Annotated in this window: 16 protein-coding genes, 1 tRNA gene and 3 rRNA genes; 8 read left to right on the top strand and 12 right to left on the bottom strand. The window is 53.4% G+C overall.

What is annotated here, in order from left to right; translation table 11 throughout:
• The first annotated feature begins 112 nt into the window (after nucleotides 1-112).
• The 5 genes from O1V65_RS15045 to O1V65_RS15025 all read left to right on the top strand — a co-directional run bounded on the left by O1V65_RS15045 (nucleotide 113) and on the right by O1V65_RS15025 (nucleotide 6855).
• Nucleotides 113-1655: ribosomal RNA gene (locus O1V65_RS15045) — 16S ribosomal RNA — on the top strand.
• A gap of 143 nt (nucleotides 1656-1798) precedes the next feature.
• Nucleotides 1799-1874 (top strand) — tRNA-Glu (locus O1V65_RS15040).
• 258 nt (nucleotides 1875-2132) lie between these two features.
• Nucleotides 2133-5038 (top strand): 23S ribosomal RNA (locus O1V65_RS15035).
• Nucleotides 5039-5159: 121 nt separating this feature from the next.
• A 5S ribosomal RNA gene (rrf, locus tag O1V65_RS15030) occupies nucleotides 5160-5275 on the top strand.
• The 16S, 23S and 5S rRNA genes sit together here with 1 tRNA gene alongside, the layout of an rRNA operon.
• Before the next feature lie 281 nt (nucleotides 5276-5556).
• The gene (locus tag O1V65_RS15025; protein WP_269129845.1) at nucleotides 5557-6855 is read left to right on the top strand and encodes an MFS family transporter; all 1299 of its coding nucleotides are present in this window, start codon (nucleotides 5557-5559) and stop codon (nucleotides 6853-6855) included.
• 85 nt (nucleotides 6856-6940) lie between these two features.
• Here O1V65_RS15025 and pssA read toward each other — a convergent pair whose 3' ends face one another.
• The 4 genes from pssA to trxC form a co-directional block, all read right to left on the bottom strand.
• Nucleotides 6941-8296: a CDP-diacylglycerol--serine O-phosphatidyltransferase gene (gene pssA, locus O1V65_RS15020; RefSeq protein ID WP_017491449.1), complete on the bottom strand. Its 1356-nt coding sequence runs from the start codon at nucleotides 8294-8296 to the stop codon at nucleotides 6941-6943.
• A gap of 180 nt (nucleotides 8297-8476) precedes the next feature.
• Entirely contained in the window at nucleotides 8477-11152 is a 2676-nt protein-coding gene (locus O1V65_RS15015; RefSeq protein WP_017491448.1) for a bifunctional acetate--CoA ligase family protein/GNAT family N-acetyltransferase, read from the bottom strand.
• Between the two features lie 31 nt (nucleotides 11153-11183).
• The gene (locus O1V65_RS15010) at nucleotides 11184-11888 is read right to left on the bottom strand and encodes a tRNA-uridine aminocarboxypropyltransferase (RefSeq protein WP_017491447.1); all 705 of its coding nucleotides are present in this window, start codon (nucleotides 11886-11888) and stop codon (nucleotides 11184-11186) included.
• A 167-nt stretch (nucleotides 11889-12055) separates the two neighbouring features.
• Nucleotides 12056-12475: a thioredoxin TrxC gene (trxC, locus tag O1V65_RS15005; RefSeq protein ID WP_026110471.1), complete on the bottom strand. Its 420-nt coding sequence runs from the start codon at nucleotides 12473-12475 to the stop codon at nucleotides 12056-12058.
• Between the two features lie 222 nt (nucleotides 12476-12697).
• On the opposite strand from trxC, the gene O1V65_RS15000 reads away from it, so the two are divergent.
• Entirely contained in the window at nucleotides 12698-13837 is a 1140-nt protein-coding gene (locus O1V65_RS15000; protein ID WP_017491445.1) for a tRNA/rRNA methyltransferase, read from the top strand.
• A gap of 81 nt (nucleotides 13838-13918) precedes the next feature.
• Here the strand turns inward: O1V65_RS15000 and O1V65_RS14995 are convergent, their stop codons facing one another.
• A complete protein-coding gene (locus O1V65_RS14995; RefSeq protein ID WP_165429777.1) occupies nucleotides 13919-14833 on the bottom strand; it encodes an AraC family transcriptional regulator in 915 nt (304 codons plus the stop codon).
• A gap of 115 nt (nucleotides 14834-14948) precedes the next feature.
• Between O1V65_RS14995 and O1V65_RS14990 the strand changes: the two genes are divergently transcribed.
• A complete protein-coding gene (locus O1V65_RS14990; RefSeq protein ID WP_084912860.1) occupies nucleotides 14949-15962 on the top strand; it encodes a zinc-dependent alcohol dehydrogenase family protein in 1014 nt (337 codons plus the stop codon).
• 65 nt (nucleotides 15963-16027) lie between these two features.
• On the opposite strand, the gene emrB is transcribed toward O1V65_RS14990, so the two are convergent.
• From emrB to O1V65_RS14955, 7 genes are all read right to left on the bottom strand, one after another.
• Nucleotides 16028-17566: a multidrug efflux MFS transporter permease subunit EmrB gene (emrB, locus tag O1V65_RS14985; RefSeq protein WP_026110470.1), complete on the bottom strand. Its 1539-nt coding sequence runs from the start codon at nucleotides 17564-17566 to the stop codon at nucleotides 16028-16030.
• Between the two features lie 17 nt (nucleotides 17567-17583).
• Nucleotides 17584-18762 carry a multidrug efflux MFS transporter periplasmic adaptor subunit EmrA gene (emrA, locus tag O1V65_RS14980; RefSeq protein WP_017491441.1) on the bottom strand — a complete coding sequence of 393 codons (1179 nt, stop codon included), beginning with the start codon at nucleotides 18760-18762 and terminating at the stop codon, nucleotides 17584-17586.
• A 26-nt stretch (nucleotides 18763-18788) separates the two neighbouring features.
• On the bottom strand, nucleotides 18789-20243 hold the full coding sequence (locus tag O1V65_RS14975; RefSeq protein ID WP_017491440.1) for an efflux transporter outer membrane subunit: 1455 nt from the start codon (nucleotides 20241-20243) through the stop codon (nucleotides 18789-18791).
• A gap of 27 nt (nucleotides 20244-20270) precedes the next feature.
• The gene (gene mprA, locus O1V65_RS14970) at nucleotides 20271-20786 is read right to left on the bottom strand and encodes a transcriptional repressor MprA (RefSeq protein WP_017491439.1); all 516 of its coding nucleotides are present in this window, start codon (nucleotides 20784-20786) and stop codon (nucleotides 20271-20273) included.
• 169 nt (nucleotides 20787-20955) lie between these two features.
• Complete coding sequence (gene ygaH / locus O1V65_RS14965) at nucleotides 20956-21300, bottom strand: L-valine transporter subunit YgaH (RefSeq protein WP_017491438.1); 345 nt, start codon at nucleotides 21298-21300, stop codon at nucleotides 20956-20958.
• The gene (locus O1V65_RS14960) at nucleotides 21290-22048 is read right to left on the bottom strand and encodes an AzlC family ABC transporter permease (protein ID WP_269129844.1); all 759 of its coding nucleotides are present in this window, start codon (nucleotides 22046-22048) and stop codon (nucleotides 21290-21292) included. Before O1V65_RS14960 ends, ygaH begins: the two co-directional genes overlap by 11 nt.
• 168 nt (nucleotides 22049-22216) lie before the next feature.
• Nucleotides 22217-23416: an MFS transporter gene (locus O1V65_RS14955; protein WP_017491436.1), complete on the bottom strand. Its 1200-nt coding sequence runs from the start codon at nucleotides 23414-23416 to the stop codon at nucleotides 22217-22219.
• A 117-nt stretch (nucleotides 23417-23533) separates the two neighbouring features.
• Between O1V65_RS14955 and O1V65_RS14950 the strand changes: the two genes are divergently transcribed.
• Nucleotides 23534-24418: a LysR family transcriptional regulator gene (locus O1V65_RS14950; protein WP_017491435.1), complete on the top strand. Its 885-nt coding sequence runs from the start codon at nucleotides 23534-23536 to the stop codon at nucleotides 24416-24418.
• Nucleotides 24419-24469 lie beyond the last annotated feature (51 nt).

Raw genomic sequence — 24469 nt, 5'->3', positions numbered from 1 at the left:
CCACCTCGGTGGCAAAAAATATCAAGTCTTAGAGTGACCAAGCAGTAATTCATTATGAATGATGTGAAGTAACTTTGAGCATCGCTGAACTTGTTTCAGCAAATCGAACTTTTAATTGAAGAGTTTGATCATGGCTCAGATTGAACGCTGGCGGCAGGCCTAACACATGCAAGTCGAGCGGTAGCACGGGAGAGCTTGCTCTCTGGGTGACGAGCGGCGGACGGGTGAGTAATGTCTGGGAAACTGCCTGATGGAGGGGGATAACTACTGGAAACGGTAGCTAATACCGCATGATGTCGCAAGACCAAAGTGGGGGACCTTCGGGCCTCACGCCATCGGATGTGCCCAGATGGGATTAGCTAGTAGGTGGGGTAATGGCTCACCTAGGCGACGATCCCTAGCTGGTCTGAGAGGATGACCAGCCACACTGGAACTGAGACACGGTCCAGACTCCTACGGGAGGCAGCAGTGGGGAATATTGCACAATGGGCGCAAGCCTGATGCAGCCATGCCGCGTGTGTGAAGAAGGCCTTAGGGTTGTAAAGCACTTTCAGCGAGGAGGAAGGCGTTGTAGTTAATAACTGCAGCGATTGACGTTACTCGCAGAAGAAGCACCGGCTAACTCCGTGCCAGCAGCCGCGGTAATACGGAGGGTGCAAGCGTTAATCGGAATTACTGGGCGTAAAGCGCACGCAGGCGGTTTGTTAAGTCAGATGTGAAATCCCCGAGCTTAACTTGGGAACTGCATTTGAAACTGGCAAGCTAGAGTCTTGTAGAGGGGGGTAGAATTCCAGGTGTAGCGGTGAAATGCGTAGAGATCTGGAGGAATACCGGTGGCGAAGGCGGCCCCCTGGACAAAGACTGACGCTCAGGTGCGAAAGCGTGGGGAGCAAACAGGATTAGATACCCTGGTAGTCCACGCTGTAAACGATGTCGACTTGGAGGTTGTGCCCTTGAGGCGTGGCTTCCGGAGCTAACGCGTTAAGTCGACCGCCTGGGGAGTACGGCCGCAAGGTTAAAACTCAAATGAATTGACGGGGGCCCGCACAAGCGGTGGAGCATGTGGTTTAATTCGATGCAACGCGAAGAACCTTACCTACTCTTGACATCCAGAGAATTTGCTAGAGATAGCTTAGTGCCTTCGGGAACTCTGAGACAGGTGCTGCATGGCTGTCGTCAGCTCGTGTTGTGAAATGTTGGGTTAAGTCCCGCAACGAGCGCAACCCTTATCCTTTGTTGCCAGCACGTAATGGTGGGAACTCAAAGGAGACTGCCGGTGATAAACCGGAGGAAGGTGGGGATGACGTCAAGTCATCATGGCCCTTACGAGTAGGGCTACACACGTGCTACAATGGCGTATACAAAGAGAAGCGAACTCGCGAGAGCAAGCGGACCTCATAAAGTACGTCGTAGTCCGGATTGGAGTCTGCAACTCGACTCCATGAAGTCGGAATCGCTAGTAATCGTAGATCAGAATGCTACGGTGAATACGTTCCCGGGCCTTGTACACACCGCCCGTCACACCATGGGAGTGGGTTGCAAAAGAAGTAGGTAGCTTAACCTTCGGGAGGGCGCTTACCACTTTGTGATTCATGACTGGGGTGAAGTCGTAACAAGGTAACCGTAGGGGAACCTGCGGTTGGATCACCTCCTTACCTCAAGATACGCATTGTGCAGTGTCCACACAGATTGTCTGATAGATGTAAACGAGCAAGCGCTACCTGTTGATGCAGTAAGGGAAACCTTACGCTGATACGAAAGAAGCGCCGGGTTTTATCACCTGGTGCGGCATTTTCGTGTCCCCATCGTCTAGAGGCCTAGGACACTGCCCTTTCACGGCTGTAACAGGGGTTCGAATCCCCTTGGGGACGCCACGCCGATAATGTGTGAAAGACATTATCACTCTGTACCTTAGCGGGTCAGAATTTATCTTAAAGATGACTTTAACGAGTCGTGTTTAAGATATTGCTCTTTAACAATCTGGAACAAGCTGAAAAATTGAAATGATACAGCTGAACATAACTCTCCGTAGAAGTATTGAGTTATGCGCACCTGTATTAGAGTCTCTCAAATAATCGCAGCCTCGAATGTTGTCACTCTTTACGAGTTTATAAGACACCTTCGGGTTGTGAGGTTAAGCGACTAAGCGTACACGGTGGATGCCTAGGCAGTCAGAGGCGATGAAGGGCGTGCTAATCTGCGAAAAGCGTCGGTAAGGTGATATGAACCGTTATACCCGACGATACCCGAATGGGGAAACCCAATGTGATACGTCACATTATCGCATGGTGAATACATAGCCATGCGAGGCGAACCGGGGGAACTGAAACATCTAAGTACCCCGAGGAAAAGAAATCAACCGAGATTCCCCCAGTAGCGGCGAGCGAACGGGGAACAGCCCAGAACCTGAATCAGTTTGTGTGTTAGTGGAAGCGTCTGGAAGGTCGCACGGTACAGGGTGATAGTCCCGTACACAAAAGCGCATGAATTGTGAGTTCGATGAGTAGGGCGGGACACGTGACATCCTGTCTGAATATGGGGGGACCATCCTCCAAGGCTAAATACTCCTGACTGACCGATAGTGAACCAGTACCGTGAGGGAAAGGCGAAAAGAACCCCGGCGAGGGGAGTGAAATAGAACCTGAAACCGTGTACGTACAAGCAGTGGGAGCCTACTTGTTAGGTGACTGCGTACCTTTTGTATAATGGGTCAGCGACTTATATTTTGTAGCAAGGTTAACCGTATAGGGGAGCCGTAGGGAAACCGAGTCTTAACTGGGCGTCAAGTTGCAAGGTATAGACCCGAAACCCGGTGATCTAGCCATGGGCAGGTTGAAGGTTGGGTAACACTAACTGGAGGACCGAACCGACTAATGTTGAAAAATTAGCGGATGACTTGTGGCTGGGGGTGAAAGGCCAATCAAACCGGGAGATAGCTGGTTCTCCCCGAAAGCTATTTAGGTAGCGCCTCGTGAATTCATCTTCGGGGGTAGAGCACTGTTTCGACTAGGGGGCCATCCCGGCTTACCAACTCGATGCAAACTCCGAATACCGAAGAATGTTATCACGGGAGACACACGGCGGGTGCTAACGTCCGTCGTGAAGAGGGAAACAACCCAGACCGCCAGCTAAGGTCCCAAAGTCATGGTTAAGTGGGAAACGATGTGGGAAGGCATAGACAGCCAGGATGTTGGCTTAGAAGCAGCCATCATTTAAAGAAAGCGTAATAGCTCACTGGTCGAGTCGGCCTGCGCGGAAGATGTAACGGGGCTAAACCATGCACCGAAGCTGCGGCAGCGACGCTTAGGCGTTGTTGGGTAGGGGAGCGTTCTGTAAGCCGTAGAAGGTGAACTGTGAGGTTTGCTGGAGGTATCAGAAGTGCGAATGCTGACATAAGTAACGATAATGCGGGTGAAAAACCCGCACGCCGGAAGACCAAGGGTTCCTGTCCAACGTTAATCGGGGCAGGGTGAGTCGACCCCTAAGGCGAGGCTGAAAAGCGTAGTCGATGGGAAACAGGTTAATATTCCTGTACTTGGTGTTACTGCGAAGGGGGGACGGAGAGGGCTAGGCTAGCCGGGCGACGGTTGTCCCGGTTTAAGCGTGTAGGGGTGTAGACCTGGTAAATCCGGTTTACTGTAACCCTGAGGCGTGATGACGAGTCACTACGGTGATGAAGTAGTTGATGCCGCACTTCCAGGAAAAGCCTCTAAGCATCAGGTAACATTAAATCGTACCCCAAACCGACACAGGTGGTCAGGTAGAGAATACTCAGGCGCTTGAGAGAACTCGGGTGAAGGAACTAGGCAAAATGGTGCCGTAACTTCGGGAGAAGGCACGCTGTCGCTAGGTGGAGGAACTTGCTTCCCGAGCCGAAGACAGTCGAAGATACCAGCTGGCTGCAACTGTTTAATAAAAACACAGCACTGTGCAAACACGAAAGTGGACGTATACGGTGTGACGCCTGCCCGGTGCCGGAAGGTTAATTGATGGGGTTATCCGCAAGGAGAAGCTCTTGATCGAAGCCCCGGTAAACGGCGGCCGTAACTATAACGGTCCTAAGGTAGCGAAATTCCTTGTCGGGTAAGTTCCGACCTGCACGAATGGCGTAATGATGGCCAGGCTGTCTCCACCCGAGACTCAGTGAAATTGAACTCGCTGTGAAGATGCAGTGTACCCGCGGCAAGACGGAAAGACCCCGTGAACCTTTACTATAGCTTGACACTGAACATTGAGCCTTGATGTGTAGGATAGGTGGGAGGCTTTGAAGCGTGGACGCCAGTCTGCGTGGAGCCAACCTTGAAATACCACCCTTTAATGTTTGATGTTCTAACTCGGCCCCATAATCTGGGGTGAGGACAGTGTCTGGTGGGTAGTTTGACTGGGGCGGTCTCCTCCTAAAGAGTAACGGAGGAGCACGAAGGTTAGCTAATCACGGTCGGACATCGTGAGGTTAGTGCAATGGCATAAGCTAGCTTGACTGCGAGAGTGACGGCTCGAGCAGGTACGAAAGTAGGTCATAGTGATCCGGTGGTTCTGAATGGAAGGGCCATCGCTCAACGGATAAAAGGTACTCCGGGGATAACAGGCTGATACCGCCCAAGAGTTCATATCGACGGCGGTGTTTGGCACCTCGATGTCGGCTCATCACATCCTGGGGCTGAAGTAGGTCCCAAGGGTACGGCTGTTCGCCGTTTAAAGTGGTACGCGAGCTGGGTTTAGAACGTCGTGAGACAGTTCGGTCCCTATCTGCCGTGGGCGTTGGAAGATTGAGAGGGGCTGCTCCTAGTACGAGAGGACCGGAGTGGACGCATCACTGGTGTTCGGGTTGTCATGCCAATGGCATTGCCCGGTAGCTAAATGCGGAAAAGATAAGCGCTGAAAGCATCTAAGCGCGAAACTTGCCTCAAGATGAGTCTTCCCTGGGACTTCGAGTCCCCTGAAGGGACGTTTAAGACTAAGACGTTGATAGGCTGGGTGTGTAAGTGCAGCGATGCATTGAGCTAACCAGTACTAATGACCCGAGAGGCTTAACCTTACAACACCGAAGGTGTTTTAGAGAGACGAGACGAAAGTTTCAAGAAATCAGCTTGTTCAAAGATTGGTTCTGATGGCGGCCTGCAGGAATGTGGAAAGCGGTTGGGATGAAACAGAATTTGCCTGGCGGCAGTAGCGCGGTGGTCCCACCTGACCCCATGCCGAACTCAGAAGTGAAACGCCGTAGCGCCGATGGTAGTGTGGGGTCTCCCCATGCGAGAGTAGGGAACTGCCAGGCATCAAATAAAGAACAAGCCCTAGTCGAAAGACTGGGGCTTTTTCTCGTCGGTGATTTAAGAAATTCCAGTTCAAGAGAAGGCCCCTGTCTGACGACAGGGGCTTTTTTATTGCCTCTGAAGCATCAAATAAGGCAAGACTCCGCTCACAAAACAGCCATTCACTTCAATATTGAGTCATTAACACTCGCCACAGCCCCCAACATTCTGCTTAACTAGAGGATTATATTGCATAAAAAATCATATAAATTCCTTTGGGCTGCATAAAGCAGGAGAATAAAAAATGGCTGAAGTCACGCGATCTACATCGCAGGAAATTACAGACAAAGATAAAAAAAGCAGGATATTTGCCATCGTTGGCGCATCATCGGGTAACCTGGTGGAGTGGTTTGACTTCTACGTCTATTCATTCTGCTCAATCTATTTTGCTTCGTCCTTCTTCCCAAGTGGGAATAGCACCACTCAGCTACTGCAAACCGCAGGCGTATTTGCCGCTGGCTTCTTCATGAGACCTATTGGAGGATGGTTATTCGGTTATATTGCTGATAAGCATGGTCGTAAAAGCTCAATGCTTATCTCCGTTTGCATGATGTGTGCCGGATCTCTGGTCATTGCCTGTCTGCCAACCTATGACAGCATCGGCAGCTGGGCTCCGGCGCTGCTTCTGCTGGCGAGGCTCTTCCAGGGACTTTCCGTGGGCGGGGAATATGGCACTAGCGCAACTTACATGAGTGAAGTGTCTATCGAGGGACGTCGCGGCTTCTTTGCTTCATTCCAGTATGTCACCCTGATCGGCGGACAGCTTCTTGCACTGGTCGTGCTGGTCGGCCTGCAACAAATCCTTTCCGGCGACGAACTTAGAGCCTGGGGATGGCGTATTCCTTTCGCATTGGGCGCTGCATTAGCCGTCGTGGCATTATTCCTGCGTCGCTCACTGAATGAAACCTCCGACGAGAAAACGCGCGGGCATAAAGATGCCGGTAGCCTGGCAGGACTGTGGAAACATAAAAAAGCTTTTCTGATGGTATTAGGTTTCACCGCCGGAGGTTCACTGAGTTTCTATACTTTCACCACCTATATGCAAAAGTATCTGGTTAATACAGCCGGTATGGACGCCAAAACCGCCAGTGGACTAATGACTTTGGCCCTGTTTGTCTTTATGTTGCTCCAGCCTATTGTGGGCGCTTTATCCGATAAAATAGGCCGCAGAAACTCGATGTTGATATTTTCTGGCCTGGCAACACTAATGACAATCCCTATTCTTTATGCACTCCAGAGTGTTACTAATCCTTATTGGGCTTTTACACTGATCGTTATTGCATTAGCCATTGTGACCTTCTATACCTCGATTAGTGGCTTATTAAAGGCAGAAATGTTTCCGGCTGAAGTCAGGGCATTAGGCGTGGGGTTATCCTATGCGGTTGCTAACGCCGTATTTGGCGGTTCGGCTGAATACGTGGCGCTGAGCTTTAAATCATGGAATATCGAAGAGGTATTCTTCTGGTATGTATCAGGGATGTGTCTGATCGCCTTTATTGTTTCTATTCGTTTGAATGCGAAAGGCAAAGAGATTCAGCTTTAAGGTAATGAGATTTTATTCAATGAGTTGAATGGACGTTGATAATAAAAAGCCCGGGCAACGTTCCGGGCTTTTTACTCAGAGCGAATTACAGAATACGGCTAATGAGCCTGTCGATACGAATACGTCGTAACCGACGAATTAGCTTACGTACTTTTACCGGATAATTAGGGATGCTCTCGAGCTCCATATAATGTGAGATAACGTTCGTATGCTCACGAATATTATCGAGCTCTTTCTGGCGTTGGATTGTCATCTCTTTATTCGGATCGTGAATCAGGATTGCATTCTCGAGATCGAGTCGCCACGCACGCGGATTCAAGTTATTACCGGTGATCAACTGCCAGCGATCGTCGACCCACATCCCTTTAAGATGATAGCTGTTATCGCCATCTTTCCACAGTCGAACAATCAGTTGCCCGCTGTCGATGAAACGCTGTAGACGGCTAAGGAAGCGACGCAGATTTATTTCATAGAGATAAGGCAAAGCACCAATAATTTTGAACGGCTGATCCTGAGGAATATAGAAATCATTTGCCGTTTTATCACCAACGATAATTTCTACCTGCTTGCCGCGACGCAGCAAACCCATAATATTTCTTGCCAGCAGGGCAGGCATGTTGAAATAAGGCGTGCAGAGCGTCAGCTTTTCATTGGTGCTTGCCATCAGATGGTAGATGGTGCGGTTCAGTTCGTTCTGTTTGCCCAGACCGACCATTGGCGTTACCGCAAGCTCATTCTCTGAAGCCGCATCTGCAAACTGATAGCTGCAATCACGCAGTGCCTGACGGAACTGACGCGTTTCGTTTTTGATCTCCGGGCTCTTCGGGCGATCTTCACGATCGAGCCGCTGCACCGCGCTGGCGCTCAGCAACGACTTCTGAATGTAATTGACCATCGTGTCGGCAAGCGTCGGGTTGGTCAGCAGATGATAGCGGTCATAGCGGTATTTTTCGTGACGGTGCAGGTAAACATCATTCAGGCTCGCGCCGCTGTAAATCACGCGGTCATCGACGATATACCCTTTAAGGTGCAGTACGCCCAGCGCTTCACGCGTATTTACCGGTACGCCGTAGACAGGGACGATAACGTCAGGATTCTCCTGCGCCATCCTGCAATACCAGTCTGCGTTAGTGTTCGTCGCGGCGGCGCCAATACGCCCGCGCTGTGCGCGGTGCCAGTCAACCAACACGCAGACTTCTAATTCGGGACGCTGGCGTTTTGCGGCATACAGGGCTGATAACACATCTCGCCCGCCGTCATCGTTCTCCAGATACAGAGCAACCAGATAAATCCGTTGGGTAGCATTGGCGATGACCTCAAGCAGCGTCGTACGGAAATCTGTGGCGCTGTACAGAGTCTGTACAGCGTCAACCGGTTGGGGGAGTTTGGGCAGTTGAGCAAGATGTTGTTGATGTTTATTACGCTTAAATTTAGACAACATCACAGTGTGCTTCTTCTCTCTTCAATGAATGGCAATTGCGGCATATCAAGACAAAATAGACCGCACAATCGGTCGATAATACCATTGTCACCTCCGATGTGCGCAAGTTTTGCCTTAAAGGCTGCCTTAAATCCGTTAAGCCGCGTCATCAAGCGGTAAATAAAGTCGGCTAAAATGGGGCTATTTCACCGTTTCTGCTTGGGACTGTTCCGCCTGTAAGGCCAAAGAAAGACTGACTATTCCCTCAGAAAGGTGAACGTCGACCTCAAAACCGAGCTTACGCGCCAGCGCCAGCATGCCGCTATTGTTAGGCATAGTGATGCCTGCCAGACGCTGAATACCGTGTTCTCGAGTGTACGCAATCATCTTAGACAGCAGCCTTCCGCCAAGCCCCAAATTTTTCAAATCAGAGCGCACCAGCACAGAGAATTCGGCGTCGATGTTATCGGGGTCAGAAATCGCTCGCGTCACGCCGATTATCTCGATTTCATGCGTCTGACCGCGTACCGCCACGAAAGCCATTTCCCGATCGTAGTCGATTTGCGTCATGTTGGCCAAATCCTCATGAGTGAACTCATTGATCTCGCTGAAGTAGCGATAATAGAGGTCCTCTTTGGTCACTTTCTGAATAAACGCCTTCAGCAGAGGTTCATCTTCGGGCAGGATAGGGCGGAACAGGCAGGGAGAGCCGTCTCTGAGGGTAACCCTCTCTTCAAGACGCTGAGGATAAGGGCGGATAGCCAGCCGCGATTGTTGCTCATCAATATCCGGGCTCAGCTGGAGCGAGACATCAAGCAAGGTCAGTTCGCTTCCCGAGGCCAATAGCGGATGGATATTCAGTTCGGTGATTTGTGGGCAGTCAATAATCAGGTTAGATACCTGCACCAGCAGATGACTCAGAGCGGGAATATCCAGCGGGCGAAGCGCATTACGCTCACGAATTTTACCGCTTTTCAGCCCTTGCAGAACGAGATAACGAGCCAGCGCCATATTGAGCGGCGGCAGCGCCACGACAGCGTGCTGCTCAGGGCGCCATTCGATGCCTCCTTCGCCAAGCATGATAAGCGGACCAAAGACAGCATCGTGCTGTACAACAATGCGTAGTTCCTGTGCACCGGGCCTGTTAGCCATAGTTTGTACTAACAAACCATTGATACGCGCCTGAGGAAACGCCCGTTTTGCACGATCGAAAATGGCATCGGCGGCTTGGCTGACCTCATGCGGCGTGCGCAGGTAAAGCATCACCCCCTGCACCTCAGAGTTATGGTCGATATCCGGCGAACGAAGTTTGAGTGCGACCGGGTAGCCCACACGCCCGGCGATTTCGACGGCCTCGCTGCTGTCGCTGGCTATCCAGGTTGGCAGCACCGACATACCATAGTCCCTGAAGATAGCCCTGACTTCGTGAGTATCGAGGCGGGTGGTTCCTTCATCCAATGCTTGCTGAATAAGTCGGTGCGCGCCGTCGGTATTCTTGTTCAAATCCAGCGGCAGGGACGGCGTCTCCTTAAGTTGCTTCTGGTTGCGGCGATATTCAACCATGTGCATAAACGCCGTCACCGCGCCTTCAGGGGTTCGATAGGTCGGGAGTCCGGCCTCGGTAAACAGCCGACGCGCTTCCACGGAGGAGAATTCTCCACACCAGTTAGTGAGCAGTGTCACGCGTTTGCCGCGCGGATGCTGCTCGATGGCCTCAATCACCCGTTCTGATGTCATGGTGCCCGGTGAGGCGGCGCTTGGCGCATGGATAATGAGCAGTGCGTCATACTCCTTGCTATCCAGAAGCGTAGTAAGCACTGACTGATAGAGCTGAGGGCTGGCGTCATCGCGCAGGTCCAGCGGATTCCCCACCGTCACGCTGGCCGGCAGCATGTCACGCAGACGTTGAGCGGTTTCATTATCCAGTGACGCAAGCTTGCCGTGATGGCTTAACAGCTGGTCCAGAGCCATTGCTGCCGGTGCCGCGCCGTTGCTAACGATAAGCAAGCGCTCACCCCGTAGCGGACGCATATGGCTGAGCGTTTCAACGGCGGAAAACAGTTCATGAGTATCCTGCACGCGCAGCAGACCGGCACGCTGAATCGCGGCATCGTAGGCGGCGTCCAGACTTAACGGGCTGTTGAGCAGCGTTTGAGCCTGTGCACTGCGGCCACTTTTGATAACCAGAATCGGTTTATTGCGCGACGCGCTTCGCGAGGCGGAGAGAAAACGACGGGCGTCACTGACGTGTTCAAGATAAAGCAGAATAGCGCTGGTCTTGCTGTCACGCGCCAGGAAGTCGAGCAGGTCGTCGACGTCGATGTCCAGACTGTCGCCGAGAGAGATAAAGTAGGAGAAACCGACGGAACGCTGCTGTGCCCAGTCGAGAATAGTATTGGCCACCGCCGCTGACTGCGAGATAAAAGCCAGTTTGCCCGGCAGGATAGGCACCGGTGAGAAGCTGGCGTTCAGCCCCAGCCAGGGGGCCAGAATTCCAAGACTGTTAGGGCCGAGCAGGCGCATTGCGTAGCGCAGGGCGGTACTTTTAAGCTCAGCAAACTGCTGCTGATGAGAGGACAGGACGATAACCGTCTTGCAGCCCAGTTCACCCAACTGCTCGAGCAGAGCGAGGTTACGGTCGGCGCGGGTGCAGATAATCGCCAAATCTGGCGTCATCGGCAGGCTAGCCACATTGGGATAGGCCATGACGCCGCACACTGCCTGCCAGGCTGGGGTGACCGGTAGCACCGGTCCCTTGAAACCACCGGCTAACAAGTTACGCATCATCAGATATCCGGCGCGACCGGGTTTATCCGATGCGCCGAGTACTGCTATTGATTTGGGTCGTAATAAAGCTTCTAAACCGCGCTGGCTCATCCTGCCTCCTGTTAATCACGTTAACTGGATTCTAGAGGCTTTCGTCGGAGTTTGCTGTGAGTTGATGCACCGGATGATGAGGTTTTCCTGCTAAATACTGGGTGCGGAATAAACCAAACAGGCCTGACATGCTCTCTGACGCCTGAATATCCCCGGATTTTTCCAATAATGCGGCGGCCACTTCGACCGTGCAATGTTGATCTTCGCGCGGTGATTCTCTTAACACATAGCTGGATTTTGCGCTCACATCGAGCGAGAAAACCGGCAGTCCGTCCAGATACGGGCTTTTACGAAACATTTTACGCGCTTCGTTCCAGGTGCCGTCGAGCATGATAAAAAGCGGCGGTTTTCCCCCCGGCGGCAGCGCGGTAAAGACTGGGCGCGGTGGCTCGACAAACGAGGCGGGAAACACCACGTAAGGTTGACGCGTAGGGTCGGCAATGGCCGCCAACAGCGCAGGGTCAACCTCGGTGCGTGACCACATGAACGCCTGCGTATTCGGCAGGATATCGGCTATCAGACGCCCGGTATTGCTAGGCTTCAAGGGTTCGGTGTCGAACATGACCAGACAAAAACGGCTGTCGGCCTGCTGTGGCTCAATATGGCTACACAGGCAGTTGCGTTTAGGCAGCAGGCATCCCTGACAGCGAATGACGCGCGAACCGCGTGCCAGATAGGGGCGTGTTGATTTTGCGAGGCGCTCGGCGCGCAATCGCAGTACGGCGTTGTCTGGCATTGAAGGTCCTGCAACAGTAATTCGGAAGCGGGGTATTGTAATCGGATATCGGGCACATCGGTAGTCAATGTCGATAAGCGGGGGAAGGTAAAGCCTGGATTTAGAATCGCAGTGGGAAAATAAGCCGGCCCCTCCGACAATGGCTGGGCCGACCACCACGTTATGCGTTACAATGATTCATTGAGCCATTGGTTGAACGGGGTTTTAGGCAAGGCACCGCTCAACTGATCGACCATCTTACCTTGGTTAAATACCATGATGGTCGGAATGCTGCGGATACGAAAACGTGCGCCTAGCTCAGGCTCGGCCTCAGTATTCACCTTGATAAAGCGGACTTTACCCGCGCGTTCGCCCGCCACATCTTCAAAGATAGGCGCGAAGTTGACGCAGGGACCGCACCACGGTGCCCAGAAATCAATCACTACCGGCAGGTCGTCCTGCAAGTATTTATCCAGCGTTGCCGCCGTTGCGTGCACGACCTCACCCTCAAATAGGGAATGACCACAGCGGCCACATTTGGCTCCGTCGTCAATACGGTCTTCAGGCAAGCGGTTCGTCGCCTGACATGATGAGCAAATCGTATTAATAGTCATAGTTAGCCTCTGAGATTCAGACCGCATCCTGTCACCAGAAACCTTGGCCGGTGGCTAAGATACGAAGATATACGGATAATTATGCGGTTTGGTTACGGCGTGAACAATGCGATTTACCCAATGAATACGATAGTTTTTAGCTTTTGGTCTAAAGCAAGTGGCTTACCACTCAGACATCAGGTAATCTTCGCGCCCAGCGCGTAGGTGGAGAAAATAATGAACGATTCATTCAGTGGCAAGAACGGCAAAGTCAAAGTGATGTACGTCCGCAGTGACGACGACGGCGATAACCGAAATAAAGATAAACGTCCTTCAAACAATAAAGGACGTCCAGGTGATAAAGCTCGCCCGGGTTCCCGTCCCTTTGAAGGCCGTAACAACGAGCGTCGCGGTAGCGATTCACGCGGAGGTGACTCACGCGGTGAAGCACGCAGTCAGGATGCTCGTCGTGGCGACACGCGTCCGCGTCGTCCCGCTCGCGATGAAAATGAAAGCTCTGGCTCTTCTTCACCGTGGCAGGACTCCCCGTGGAAGACCGTTTCTCGTGCACCCAGCGACGAATCGGCCCCCGATCACGGTGGTATCAGCGGCAAGAGCTTCATCGATCCGGAGCAGCTGCGTCGCCAGCGTCAGGAAGAGACCCGTGTTTACGGTGAGAACGCCTGTCAGGCACTGTTCGCGAGCCGTCCGGACTCTATCGTCCGTGCATGGTTCGTGCAGTCAGTCACCCCGCGTTTCCGCGAAGCGCTGCGCTGGATGGCCGCGAACCGCAAGGCTTACCACGTCGTAGAGGACGAGGAACTGGCGAAGGCATCCGGCACCGAACACCACGGCGGCGTATGTTTCCTTATCAAGAAACGTCAGGGCCTGGATGCAGAGACTTATCTGCAAACTGCGCCGGCAACCGACTGTGTACTGGCGCTTGAAAACGTCGGTAACCCGCATAACCTCGGCGGTATCATGCGTACCTGTGCGCACTTTGGTATCAACGGAATGTTGGTGCAGGACCCTGCACAGCTCGAGTCGGGTGCCGCAGTGCGTACCGCAGAAGGCGGTGCAGAACACGTTAAAGCTATCATGGCCGACAACTTTATCGATGTATTAGCCAGCTTCCGTAAAGCCGGTTACACCATCGTGACCACCTCTAGCCATAAAGGGACCGCACTGGGTAAAGCCGAGCTGCCTGCCAGAATGGTACTGGTATTGGGTGAAGAGAGTGAAGGCCTGTCGGACAGCGCATGGCAGCAGGGCGACCTTAACGTTTCCATCGGCGGTACCGGTAAGGTTGAGAGCCTTAACGTTTCCGTTGCGACCGGCATCCTGCTGGCAGAATGGTGGCGTCAGAATCAGGCCTGATTTTTACCTTAAGTAGAAATAGCCTTACCCTAAAACGGACGCGTAATGCGTCCGTTTTTGTATTCTGTTTTCGATAAAAGATTATTTCAGCCCGATCTGCTGGCGATACTCACCGGGTGTGACGCCCTGAAAACGTTTGAAGGCACGGCCCAACGTTATTGCCGAGTCATAACCAACGCGTTCGGCGATGGTAGTGAGCGTTAACTGGGGGTGACGCAACAGGCAGCGGGTACGATACATCCGCCACTGGGTCAGGTAGCCACCCGGCGTATCGCCCGTCACCGTCTTGAAGTGTACCGCGAAAGAAGAACGCGACATCCCGGCCTGCGAGGCCAACGTCTTGAGACTCCAGGGTTTTGAAATATCTTGATGTATTTTCTGGATAATACCGCTAAGTCGGGTATCCGATAGCGCGGCTATCCAGCCTCGCTGGGTCTGCTCCCGTAGGCAATGTGCCCTTATTGCCTGCACAAACAGTACGTCGGCCAGTCTGCTTATCACCACCCTCGACCCCAGATTTTGTTCGAGCGTTTCAAGCGCCAGCAGTTTTAGCGTGGCCTCAAGCAGCGGAGAACGCGTCTCATCGGCAGGAATGATGACCACCGAGGGCAGCAGCGACAGCAGAGGTTCTGCACCCGCGCTGTCAAAGGTGAAATAGCCGCACAGCATATCCGCCGCCTCCCCCTCACCGCCAAAACTGGCGTCTTTCCCCGCGCAGTCGGCGAACACCTCTTCACACCAGCGGGTTGGGCTGGTGGGCACATCACGCAGCGAAAACAACGTATTGGGCTTGACGATAAAGCCTTCGCCCTGTTGCAGCAGGATTGGCTCGACGAGACCGTCAACGACCAGCCATCCGCTGCCCTCCATCATAAAGCCAAAGCGGATCGAGCCGCTCTTAACAAAGCTGACGCCCCAGGGCGCACGCGGCGTGAGTCGAGAATACAGGGCGCTTTGCAACCGCATTGCGGCAAATACGTCGTCAAGGGGATCCATTATATGCTCGCAGATTTGGACGATAGGTCGGTATAAATACCTTTTCAGTCATTCAACGTCCAGAAAAAAACCGTAGGGTAAAGGCATACTCTCCGTTTAATGAAAGGAAATCGTGATGCAAAGCTATCGTCTTGAACGTTTTGGCAGTCTTGAAGGACTGCGTCTGGTAGAGGAAGAAAAGCCGACTCCGGGACGCAATCAGGTACTCATCAAGGTCCGCGCCTGTAGCCTTAATTATCGCGATCTGGCTATTCTCCACGGCACCGGAACCCTGTCGCCCAAACCCGGACTTATCCCGCTGTCGGACGGCGTGGGGGAAGTGGTTAAGGTCGGTGAGGCGGTGAACCTGTTTAAAGTTGGCGATCGCGTTGCAGGAAGCTTTTTCCCTTACTGGTATGCGGGCCAGCTTAGTGCCAGTGCCGGTCGCGGCGCTTATGGCACTCAGGCCGACGGCTGGTTGACGCAGTACAAAGCGGTGGATGAAGAGACGCTGGTTTCTCTTCCCGACTATCTCAGTTGGGAACAGGCAGCGACCTTGCCTTGTGCAGCGGTCACCGCGTGGAACAGTCTGCAAAAATCACGTCCGCTGCAGCCGGGGGAAACCGTATTGACGCAGGGCACCGGCGGTGTTGCCCTGTTCGCCGTACAGTTTGCGAAATTGATGGGCGTACGGGTTATTGCGCTTACCTCGACGGGCGAAAAGGCGGCCGTGCTGCGCGAGTTGGGTGCCGATTACGTCATAAACTATCGTGAGCACCCCGAATGGTCGACCAAAGTGCAGGAAATTACTCAGGGACAAGGTGTGACGCGGGTGGTGGAAGTTGGTGGGCCGGGCACTTTAACGCAGTCGCTTCTGTCGAGCGCGCCGGGCGGTGAGATAGCGCTATTAGGATTCGTGGCCAAGGGCAGCCCGGCGATTGATTTTATGACGCTGTTCAAAAGCGGTGCAACGGTTCGCCCGTTCAGCGTCGGCAGTCGCGAAGACTTTATCGCCATGAATCATGCCTTGGCCCTGAGCCAGCTTCAGCCGGTGGTGGACAAGGCATTTAGCTTCGAAGAGGCCGTAGAAGCCTGGCGCTATTTCGACAACCGCCAGCAGACCGGTAAGGTCGTTATTTCGATTAACTAAGCGAGGCTGCATAAAAAAACGGACGCTTTATGCGTCCGTTTTGGTGTCTGTCTTCAGGCTGCGAATCAGTGTGCGCCGCCGCCGTCACCGCCCGCGGTGAAGGGGGCTCGCGCGAACCACACCAGAATCAGCAGCAGCAGGAAAACACCGCCCGCTGCCCAGAAGACCTCATTGGCCGAAATAATAAGCCCCTGATTAGTAATCTGTTGTGCTATCCAGCCCGACGCCTGCTGGTGGCTCATGCCCATGCCTTGTAGCTGTGCATAGGTCTGCTGTGTTGCGGGGTCAAATGGCGTAATGCTTTCCGTCATGTGGGTATGGTGCAGCGATTCTCGGTCCGTCCACATGGTGGTGGTGATCGAGGTCCCTATCGAGCCGGCCAGCGTACGGGTAAAGTTCGACAGGCTCGATGCTGCCGCCATTCGTGAAGGCGGTAGTCCTGATAATATGATGGTTATCAGTGGCATAAAGAAGCAACCCACCGCAAAGCCCTGAATAAACTGCGGCCAGGCCGAGGCGCCAAAGTCCATCCCCGGTTCAAACGTGTACGCTCGCCAGTAGAAGCAAAAGGCATACATGATGAAGCTGAATGTGACCAGCCAGCGCATATCCAGTTTATGGGCAAAACGGCCGATGATCGGCGACATCAGAACCGGCAAAATCCCCACCGGTGCTGACGCCAGCCCCGCCCAGGTTGCCGTGTAGCCAAATACCTCCTGCAACAGCTGCGGCAACAGAACGATAGAGCCGAAGTAGAGCATGTAGGCCAGACTGATACACAGCGTACCGATTGTGAAGTTGCGCGACTTGAATAGCGAGAGATCGACTATCGGATTCTCGTCCGTCAGCTCCCAGACTATCAGGAACGACAGCGCCACCACGGCGACAATGGTTAGGGTGATTATCTCCGGCGAGTTGAACCAGTCCAGCTCCTTGCCGCGGTCGAGCATCACCTGCAAACACCCAATCCCCAACACCAGCAGCACCAGCCCCACGGAGTCGATCGGTCTGATCTGCGTTTCGGTTTCGCGCCCTTTGAGGGTGTTCAACGTCAGCAGGACCACCGCGATACCAATCGGGATGTTGATGAAGAAGATCCAGCCCCAGTGATAGTTATCACTGATATATCCGCCGAGGATCGGGCCACAGATGGGCGCAACGATGACGGTCATCGACCACAGCGCCAACGCGGTACTTCGCTTGGCGGGAGGATAGTTGTTAAGCAGCAGACTCTGCGACAGCGGGATAAGCGGGCCAGCAACCAGCCCCTGAATTACGCGGAAGAAGATCAGCATTTCCAGGCTGTTGGAGATCCCACACAGCCATGAGGCGAGGGCAAACAGCCCCGTCGCCCACAGGAACAGCCTGACCTCACCGATACGCTTCGCGAGCCAGCCGGTGATAGGAATCGAGATGGCGTTCGCCACGCCGAACGAGGTAATGACCCACGTGCCCTGGGAGTTTGAGGCTCCCAGATTACCGGCGATGGTCGGAATAGCCACGTTGGCGATGGTCGAGTCCAATACCTGCATGAAGGTAGCCATAGCGAGCGCTACCGTCATCCAGGCTAAGGGCGCGCCTTCTAGCGGTTTTCTAGCAGCCACGATGACCTCCGAAGAACTCAGCCCGCATTAGCATTGATAACGTCATTGATAATGGCGTTAACCGGTGCCAGATTTAACGTCAGGGCCGATGTCTGATACAGCGGCGTTGAACGTACTTTATCGGCAAGGACCAGTCCGTCGAGGTTCTGCGTATCCACCGTGACCAGCGTAGACAAACCGATGCGCAGCGGATGTTTCTTCACTTCGTTAGCATCCAGCTCAATACGTACCGGCAGGCGCTGAACCACTTTGATCCAGTTCCCCGTCGCGTTCTGGGCAGGCAGCAGGGAGAACGCACCGCCGGTACCCATGTCCATCCCCACCACTTTGCCGTGATAAACCACGTCGTCACCGTAGATATCGCTGACGACAGTCGCCGACTGGCCGATACGCATGTTGGAGAGCTGGGTTTCCTTAAAGTTAGCATCGACCCAGACGTTATCGGCCGGGACCACCGCCATTAGCGCCGTCGAGGGGCTAATTCGCTGGCCTACCTGTACGGTACGACGAGAGACGTAACCATCGACCGGGCTGACAATTTTGGTACGCTGTAGCGATAACCAGGCATCACGCACCTGCGCGGCGGCCTGCAACACCTGCGGCTGCTGAGCAACCGGTGTGTTGAGGACCATCGCCTGATTGGCGTTTAACTGCTGAACGGCCACGTCGAGCTGGGCTTTAGCGGTGTCTACGGCGTCATGGGCGTGTTGCAAGTCCTCGCGACCGATAGCATCCACTTTACCTAGAATCACGCGACGTTTCAGGTCGGCTACGGCCTGGTTCAGCTGGGTCTGGCGCAGTGCCACGTTAGCCTGATACTGTTTGCTATTGATAACCAGCTGATGAACCTGACGCACGCTGTTGGCCAGCGCAGTCTTGGAGCGCTCGAAGGCCTGTTCGGCGTCGGTCGGATCCAGAACCACCAGCGTATCGCCTTTCTTGACGAAGTCGGTGCTGTCAAAGTTAACGTCGGTTACGCTGCCCGATACCTGCGCCATAATCTGCACCTGGTTACCGGAAACGTAGGCATCATCGGTATCTTGATAATGACGCAATACCAAAAACCAGTAGATCAGATAGGCAATGGCAAGGATCAAAAAAACACCAGTCAAAATAAGCAGGGCGACTTTGCGCGATCTCTTTTTATTGTTTACTGGTGGCGGGGTCGGCTGTTGAACTTCCGCGTTTTCGCTCATGTTTTTCTCCACGCTGAGTCTCGTTATTATGCTTTGTTGTCCGCAGCCGGGGCCTGATAGCCGCCGCCTAATGCACGGATTAAACTAATTTTCGCCTGCAAAACGTTGCTTGCCGCAGTCAAGGCGGCCTGCTGCTGTTGCAGGAGAGAAGCTTGGCTGGTCAGCAGCTGATCGCGTCCGATGGTGCCTGCGGAATAACGTGCGCTGGCAACGCGATAAACCTCCTGCAACGATTTCTCGGCAGAAAGCGACTGTTGCAGCTGCAGGGCAGAGCTATTCTGAACGGTCAGCGCGTCGGCAGTTTGCTGAATGGCATTCAGCAGCGTCTGGTTGTAGGACTCAACGGACTCGTCATAGAGCGCTGACTCTTCACCCAATTTGCTGCGTAGAGCGCCCGCGTGGAAAATAGGCAGTGAAATCGCCGGCGCGAGGTTCCAGGCCTGACTCGCTGCTTCAAACAGGTTCGGGCTGGTGGCGCCGTAGTTGGTGGTGCTTAAACCGGCAAAGGCGCTGATCGACAGGCTCGGGTAAAAGTCTTTTTTCGCGGCGGCAATACGCTGTGAATAGGACTCGACCAGTTCGCGCTGTGCCACGATGTCCGGACGTTTGCCCAGTAAATCAATGGTCAGGTCGCCTTTCGGTGCCAGCAGGTCATCGCCGGGCAGGGCAACAGGATGCAGATTGTTCATCGCGTCCGGGCCTTGTCCTGCCAGCGCGGCCAACTGGTGCTTAAGTTGGTCTATCTGTGATTGCAGCTTAATAATCTGCTGCTTGGCGCTATCGGCCTGAGCCTGCGTCTGTTGCGGAATGTCGATACCGTAAACGCCCGCCTGATATTGGGCTTTACGCAGGTCGGCTAAACGCTGGTTGTTGTCCACTTCCTGTTGCAGAACTTTTTGTACCGCATAGTTGGCCTGCAATTGATAGTAGGTAGACGCCACCGAGCTCGACAGCGAGAGCGCTGCCTCAGCCTGCTCCGCGCGAGCGGAATCGACCTGTGCCTTGGCGGCATTTACCTGATTGCGGTATTTCCCCCACCAGTCAAACTCGTAGCTCAGATTAAGCCCAAGATTATTGGTGGTTTCATAGACCGGACTCCCCGGATACCCGTTGAGGAACGGCTGATAGGTATTCTGCGATATCTTCTGTCGATTGCTCGAGGCGTTAAGGTCGACATAAGGCCCGTTGGCCGCGTTAGTTTCACCCATCACGCTCTGTGCTTCGCGCACGCGCGCAGCAGCCTGACGTAAAGACGGTGAATTTTGCAGAGTCTGGGTCATTAAACTATCGAGCTGCGGGTCTTGCAGGCTACGCCACCACTGTGGGCTTATCGCCAGCGAGCTGACCTTCGGCTGCGCCAGCTTAAGCTGCTGATTGCTCAGCAGCGTGGACTGCGGAGCAATATTATTGCTGGAGGCGCAACCCGCCAGCAATAAAACAGCAAACAGCGGCGTAAATCTCCAGCTGACTGGAAGAGACATGGATTAATTACCTGAACAAAAAGTCGATTATAATGTTGAGGTTGCATCCATCTGGTCGAGACGGGTCAACAGCTTGCGCGTGAGCTCTTCCAGCTGTTTCTGCTCTTCAATATCAAGAGTTGACCAGAGAAAATGCAAACTTTTATGCTGAGGCGGCAACAGTTTCTGAATAAAGGCTTCACCGTCTGCAGTCAGATGCAAATGCAGGCAGCGACGGTCGTTATCGCTCTCACGTCTTTCAATCCATCCGCGCTTTTCCAACTCATCGGCAATACGGGTCGCATTGGTACGAGAAGACCCCAGCGCAGCACTCAGCTCCGAAGGCTGGATACTGTGTGATTCCCGTGCATCCAGCGTGATCAACGCCATGAACAGCGTTTCGTTAATTCCTTGCGCTTTCAGCATCTTGTTTCTATTTTCCAGCAGCTTGCTGTGCATGTGCATACACAGTCTGGTCAGCAGAATTTCCTGATACGGGAAATCTTTTTGCTTTTTAGCGCGGAAATTTAACATGTGTTCGATAGGTGCGAATGAACTTTCCATCGTGAGAAACCTCATTAGTTACAATTGAGATAGTAACCAGTGTAATTAATAATGTAAATGTTATAAGCCATTAAATAGTTAGCTATTCGTGTGGTCTTGTAACGGTTGAAAGTAAAACTTTTTTTTTCCGGCGAACAGGGTGAATTTGCCCGCCTTTTTGACACAATCTTTATCCGGAAATAAGCATCACCTTGAAAACCAACCCGTAAATGACGGCGCCGGTGAGCGTGGCAAAGATGATGCTTTTGCTGCGCCAGAAGGTCAGCGCCAGCACCACAAATCCTGCCAGCGTCGGCAGCAGTTTCTGGCTGTCGCGCAGGATCTCCGGCGTGCTTGATACCACGAGCAGCGCACAGATAGAGGCGATCCCAATACTGTCCAGCATTCGATTAATCCAGGCTGGACGATGCGACGTGTCTTTTTTTCGCACGCCGCCCAGGCGCAGCGGGAGGTAGCGGAACAGGTAATTCGCCGTCCCCACCACCAAACAAACGAGAATGACTTCAGCTTTCATTGTTGAGGTTCCTGACCGCGTGGACATGGGCCGGTTTTTTCAACGATGCCAGACAGCCCCCACCTATGCCGCAGAGGATAGCGACCGGGATGGAATAAAACAGGAGACCGCCCAGCGCACCGACCATCGAGGCAATAAACACCAGGCTATGCTGACGTCTGAAAGCCGCCAGAAGGAAGCTCAGAAAGAGCGCCGGCAGCATAAAGGACAGTGACGCCTCAATGGCCGGATAAGCCTCAAGCGGGCCGTCGGCAAACAGCGTGCCCACGCCGGTGCCGAACACCCAGGAAATCCATGAGGTCAGTGCGAGGCCGCACATCCAGTTTGCGCTCCAGCTCCGCTTGTTGCGGATGAGCTTAGTTGTCGCCGCGGCAAAAACTTCATCGGTCAAGCCAAAGGCCCAGACTTTGGTCTTGGAACCTTGAATCCGCGAGCCCAAACGATTGCGCAAAGATGGGCCATAAAGGACGTGTCTGACGTCCATGGCCATCACGGTGAGGGCAGAAACCCACAGGGACATTCCAGCGCTCAGCAGCGCAGTAATCACAAACTGGCTGGCACCGGCATAAATCAGGATGGAAAAAAGCAAACTTTCGAGCGGGGTAAAACCATGTTTTACCGCACTTAGCCCAAAGGCAAAAGCGACGGGGAGATAGCCAATGACTATCGGCAAGCTATCAAAGACACCTTGAACAAACGTTGACTCTTCGGGTGCCGAAGCCATTTCTGGGTCTGTGCTGCTGTGCATAAGAATTTTATTGCTAAATAAAAGCAGGATGTTTCGTTAGCGTATAATTTATTGAAAAAATAATATCAGACTGTTAGTACTCTTTATACCCTTTGGTTCAAAAAAAATTTCACTAATAACTATTCGCATGCTAATCAGGGGCGTGATCATCACGCCCGAAACACTTTCTCAGCCGAATCTGTGCTTGTGTCCAAACAGCCAGACGACCAGATTGATGACGCAAAAAATGGCACCGGCTGTACAGACGCCGTACCATCCTGCCGCCTGAAACGCCGCCGCTGAGACGACCGAACCTGCCGCACCGCCAATGAAATAGCTGGTCATATAACCCGCCGTCAGGCGATTACGCGCCTCGGGCATCAGTTTATAAATGACGCTTTGATTGGTGATATGCACTCCCTGCACGCAGAGGTCGAGCACGATAATGCCCAGTATCAGCGAGATGATGGAGTGCTGGCCGTAAGCCACGGCAGACCACGAGAGCAGCAGCAGGACCAGGCCACAGGTGGTCGTCAGCTGAGCTTTGCCTTTATCGGCAAGATGCCCAGCACGGGTGGCGGCCAGCGCACCCGCCGCCCCGACCAGACCAAACAGCCCAATCACACCCTCGGAATAGCCGTAGCTCGGCCCAGCCAGTAGAAACGCCATCGAGGTCCACAGTGCGCTGAAGTTGGCGAAGATAAACATGCCGATAAGCGCGCGGGTACGCAGCACCGGCGTGAAGAAGAACAGGGTAAAGATAGACTTCATTAACTGGAGGTAGTTGAGGTGAGTATTCTGCTTGTGCTGCGGCAGTACGCGCCACAGGACTGCGGACATAATCACCATCAGCACGCTGGCGACCCAGTATACGGTGCGCCAACCGCCAAGTGCCGCTAGAAGGCCGGAGACGGTGCGGGCCAGAAGAATACCCAGCAGCAGGCCGGACATGATCATGCCGACAATCTTACCGCGCCGCGCGGGTTCGGCCAGCGTGGCGGCAAGCGGAACCAGTACCTGCGCAACGACAGAAAACAGTCCGGTCAGGGCTGTACCGACCAGCATCATGGAGATTGACGTCGAGTTGGCGGTAATCAGCAGTCCGGCCGCTGAGAGCAGGGTCATAACGACAATCATGCTGCGACGCTCAAACATATCGCCGAGTGGCACCAGGAACAGTAGCCCGAAGGCGTAACCGAGCTGGGCGGTAGTCACGATAAATCCGGCCTGATTGACCGAAAGATGAAAGGCCCGGGCGATGGTTTCCAGCAGAGGCTGGGCATAATAGTTGCTTGCTGCCGCAAGCCCGGTGGCAACAGCCATAAGCAGGATAAGACCCGGACTCAATACCGCTTGCTGCTGCGCAGAAGAATGGGTTGAAGTTGTCATAGAATTCATTTCTTTTATGGGGAAGATTTTAAGGATTACGCGAGGAGTATCTGTTAATTAAAAATAATAAACCAATGTATAATTATCATCTCAACTATCTCGTTTTGAGATGAATAAATGAATTTAAAGCAGATCCGCTTTGCCTTGGCCGTTGCTCAGGAACAGAACTTCACCCGAGCCGCAAAGCGCTGTCACACCGTACAATCCGCATTGAGTCACCAAATAGCCAAGCTCGAAGAGGAGTTAGGCAGCCCGTTATTCGAACGCACCTCCAGACAGGTCGAGCTTACCGCCGCAGGGCGAGCCTTTTTGGCGCCGGCCGAGCAGTGGCTGGCCGCGCATAATCATTTGCTGGATACCATGGAAGCGTTGAAAGGTGAGATAGGTGGCACCCTAACGGTAGGAACGATATCTACGCTGAATACGATTGACCTCATTGGGCAGCTTGCGCGTTTTAATCAGCGCTATCCCTTGGTGAATATTCGTTTATACGTCGCGATGAGCGAAAAACTGCTTGAGGATGTTCAGCAAGCGCGAACCGATGTGGCGTTTGTTGGGCTATGGCCCGGCGATAAGGAGGCGCTGGCAATGCCGCATAAGCTGTTGACCGACGAGCCGTTGGTGGCCATGGTGAGTCGCGATCACCCGTTTGCCGGTCGTGAACGTCTGCGACTGTCTGAATTGTCTCAGGTACCTTTAGTCGATTTTTATCAGGGTTCCGGTGCCAGACGACAAACCGACAAGGCTTTTTTTTCCGAGGGCATAACGCGGCACGTCAGTTTTGAAATCGATCACATTGAGTGGCTGGAAAATATCGTCCGTAAATCGCTGGCTGCGGGGATAGTGCCGCTGTCGACGGCGGAACACGCCAGGGGATTGGTCTCGATCCCGATAGACAGCGCTATCCGACGCCAGGTATTTTGCGTCTGGCAACACAGTTTGTCGGCCGTCGCCGAGCGGTTTATGGCTTTCTCCGAGGAGGAGTTCAGAGTCAGCCCCTAGCTTTGCCTGGTAGAGCCCAATAAAAAGGGGCAACAGAAAATTTCGTTGCCC

This window comes from Rouxiella badensis, assembly GCF_026967515.2.
Lineage (GTDB): Bacteria > Pseudomonadota > Gammaproteobacteria > Enterobacterales > Enterobacteriaceae > Rouxiella > Rouxiella badensis.
This window is presented reverse-complemented; position numbering and strand designations above follow the sequence as displayed.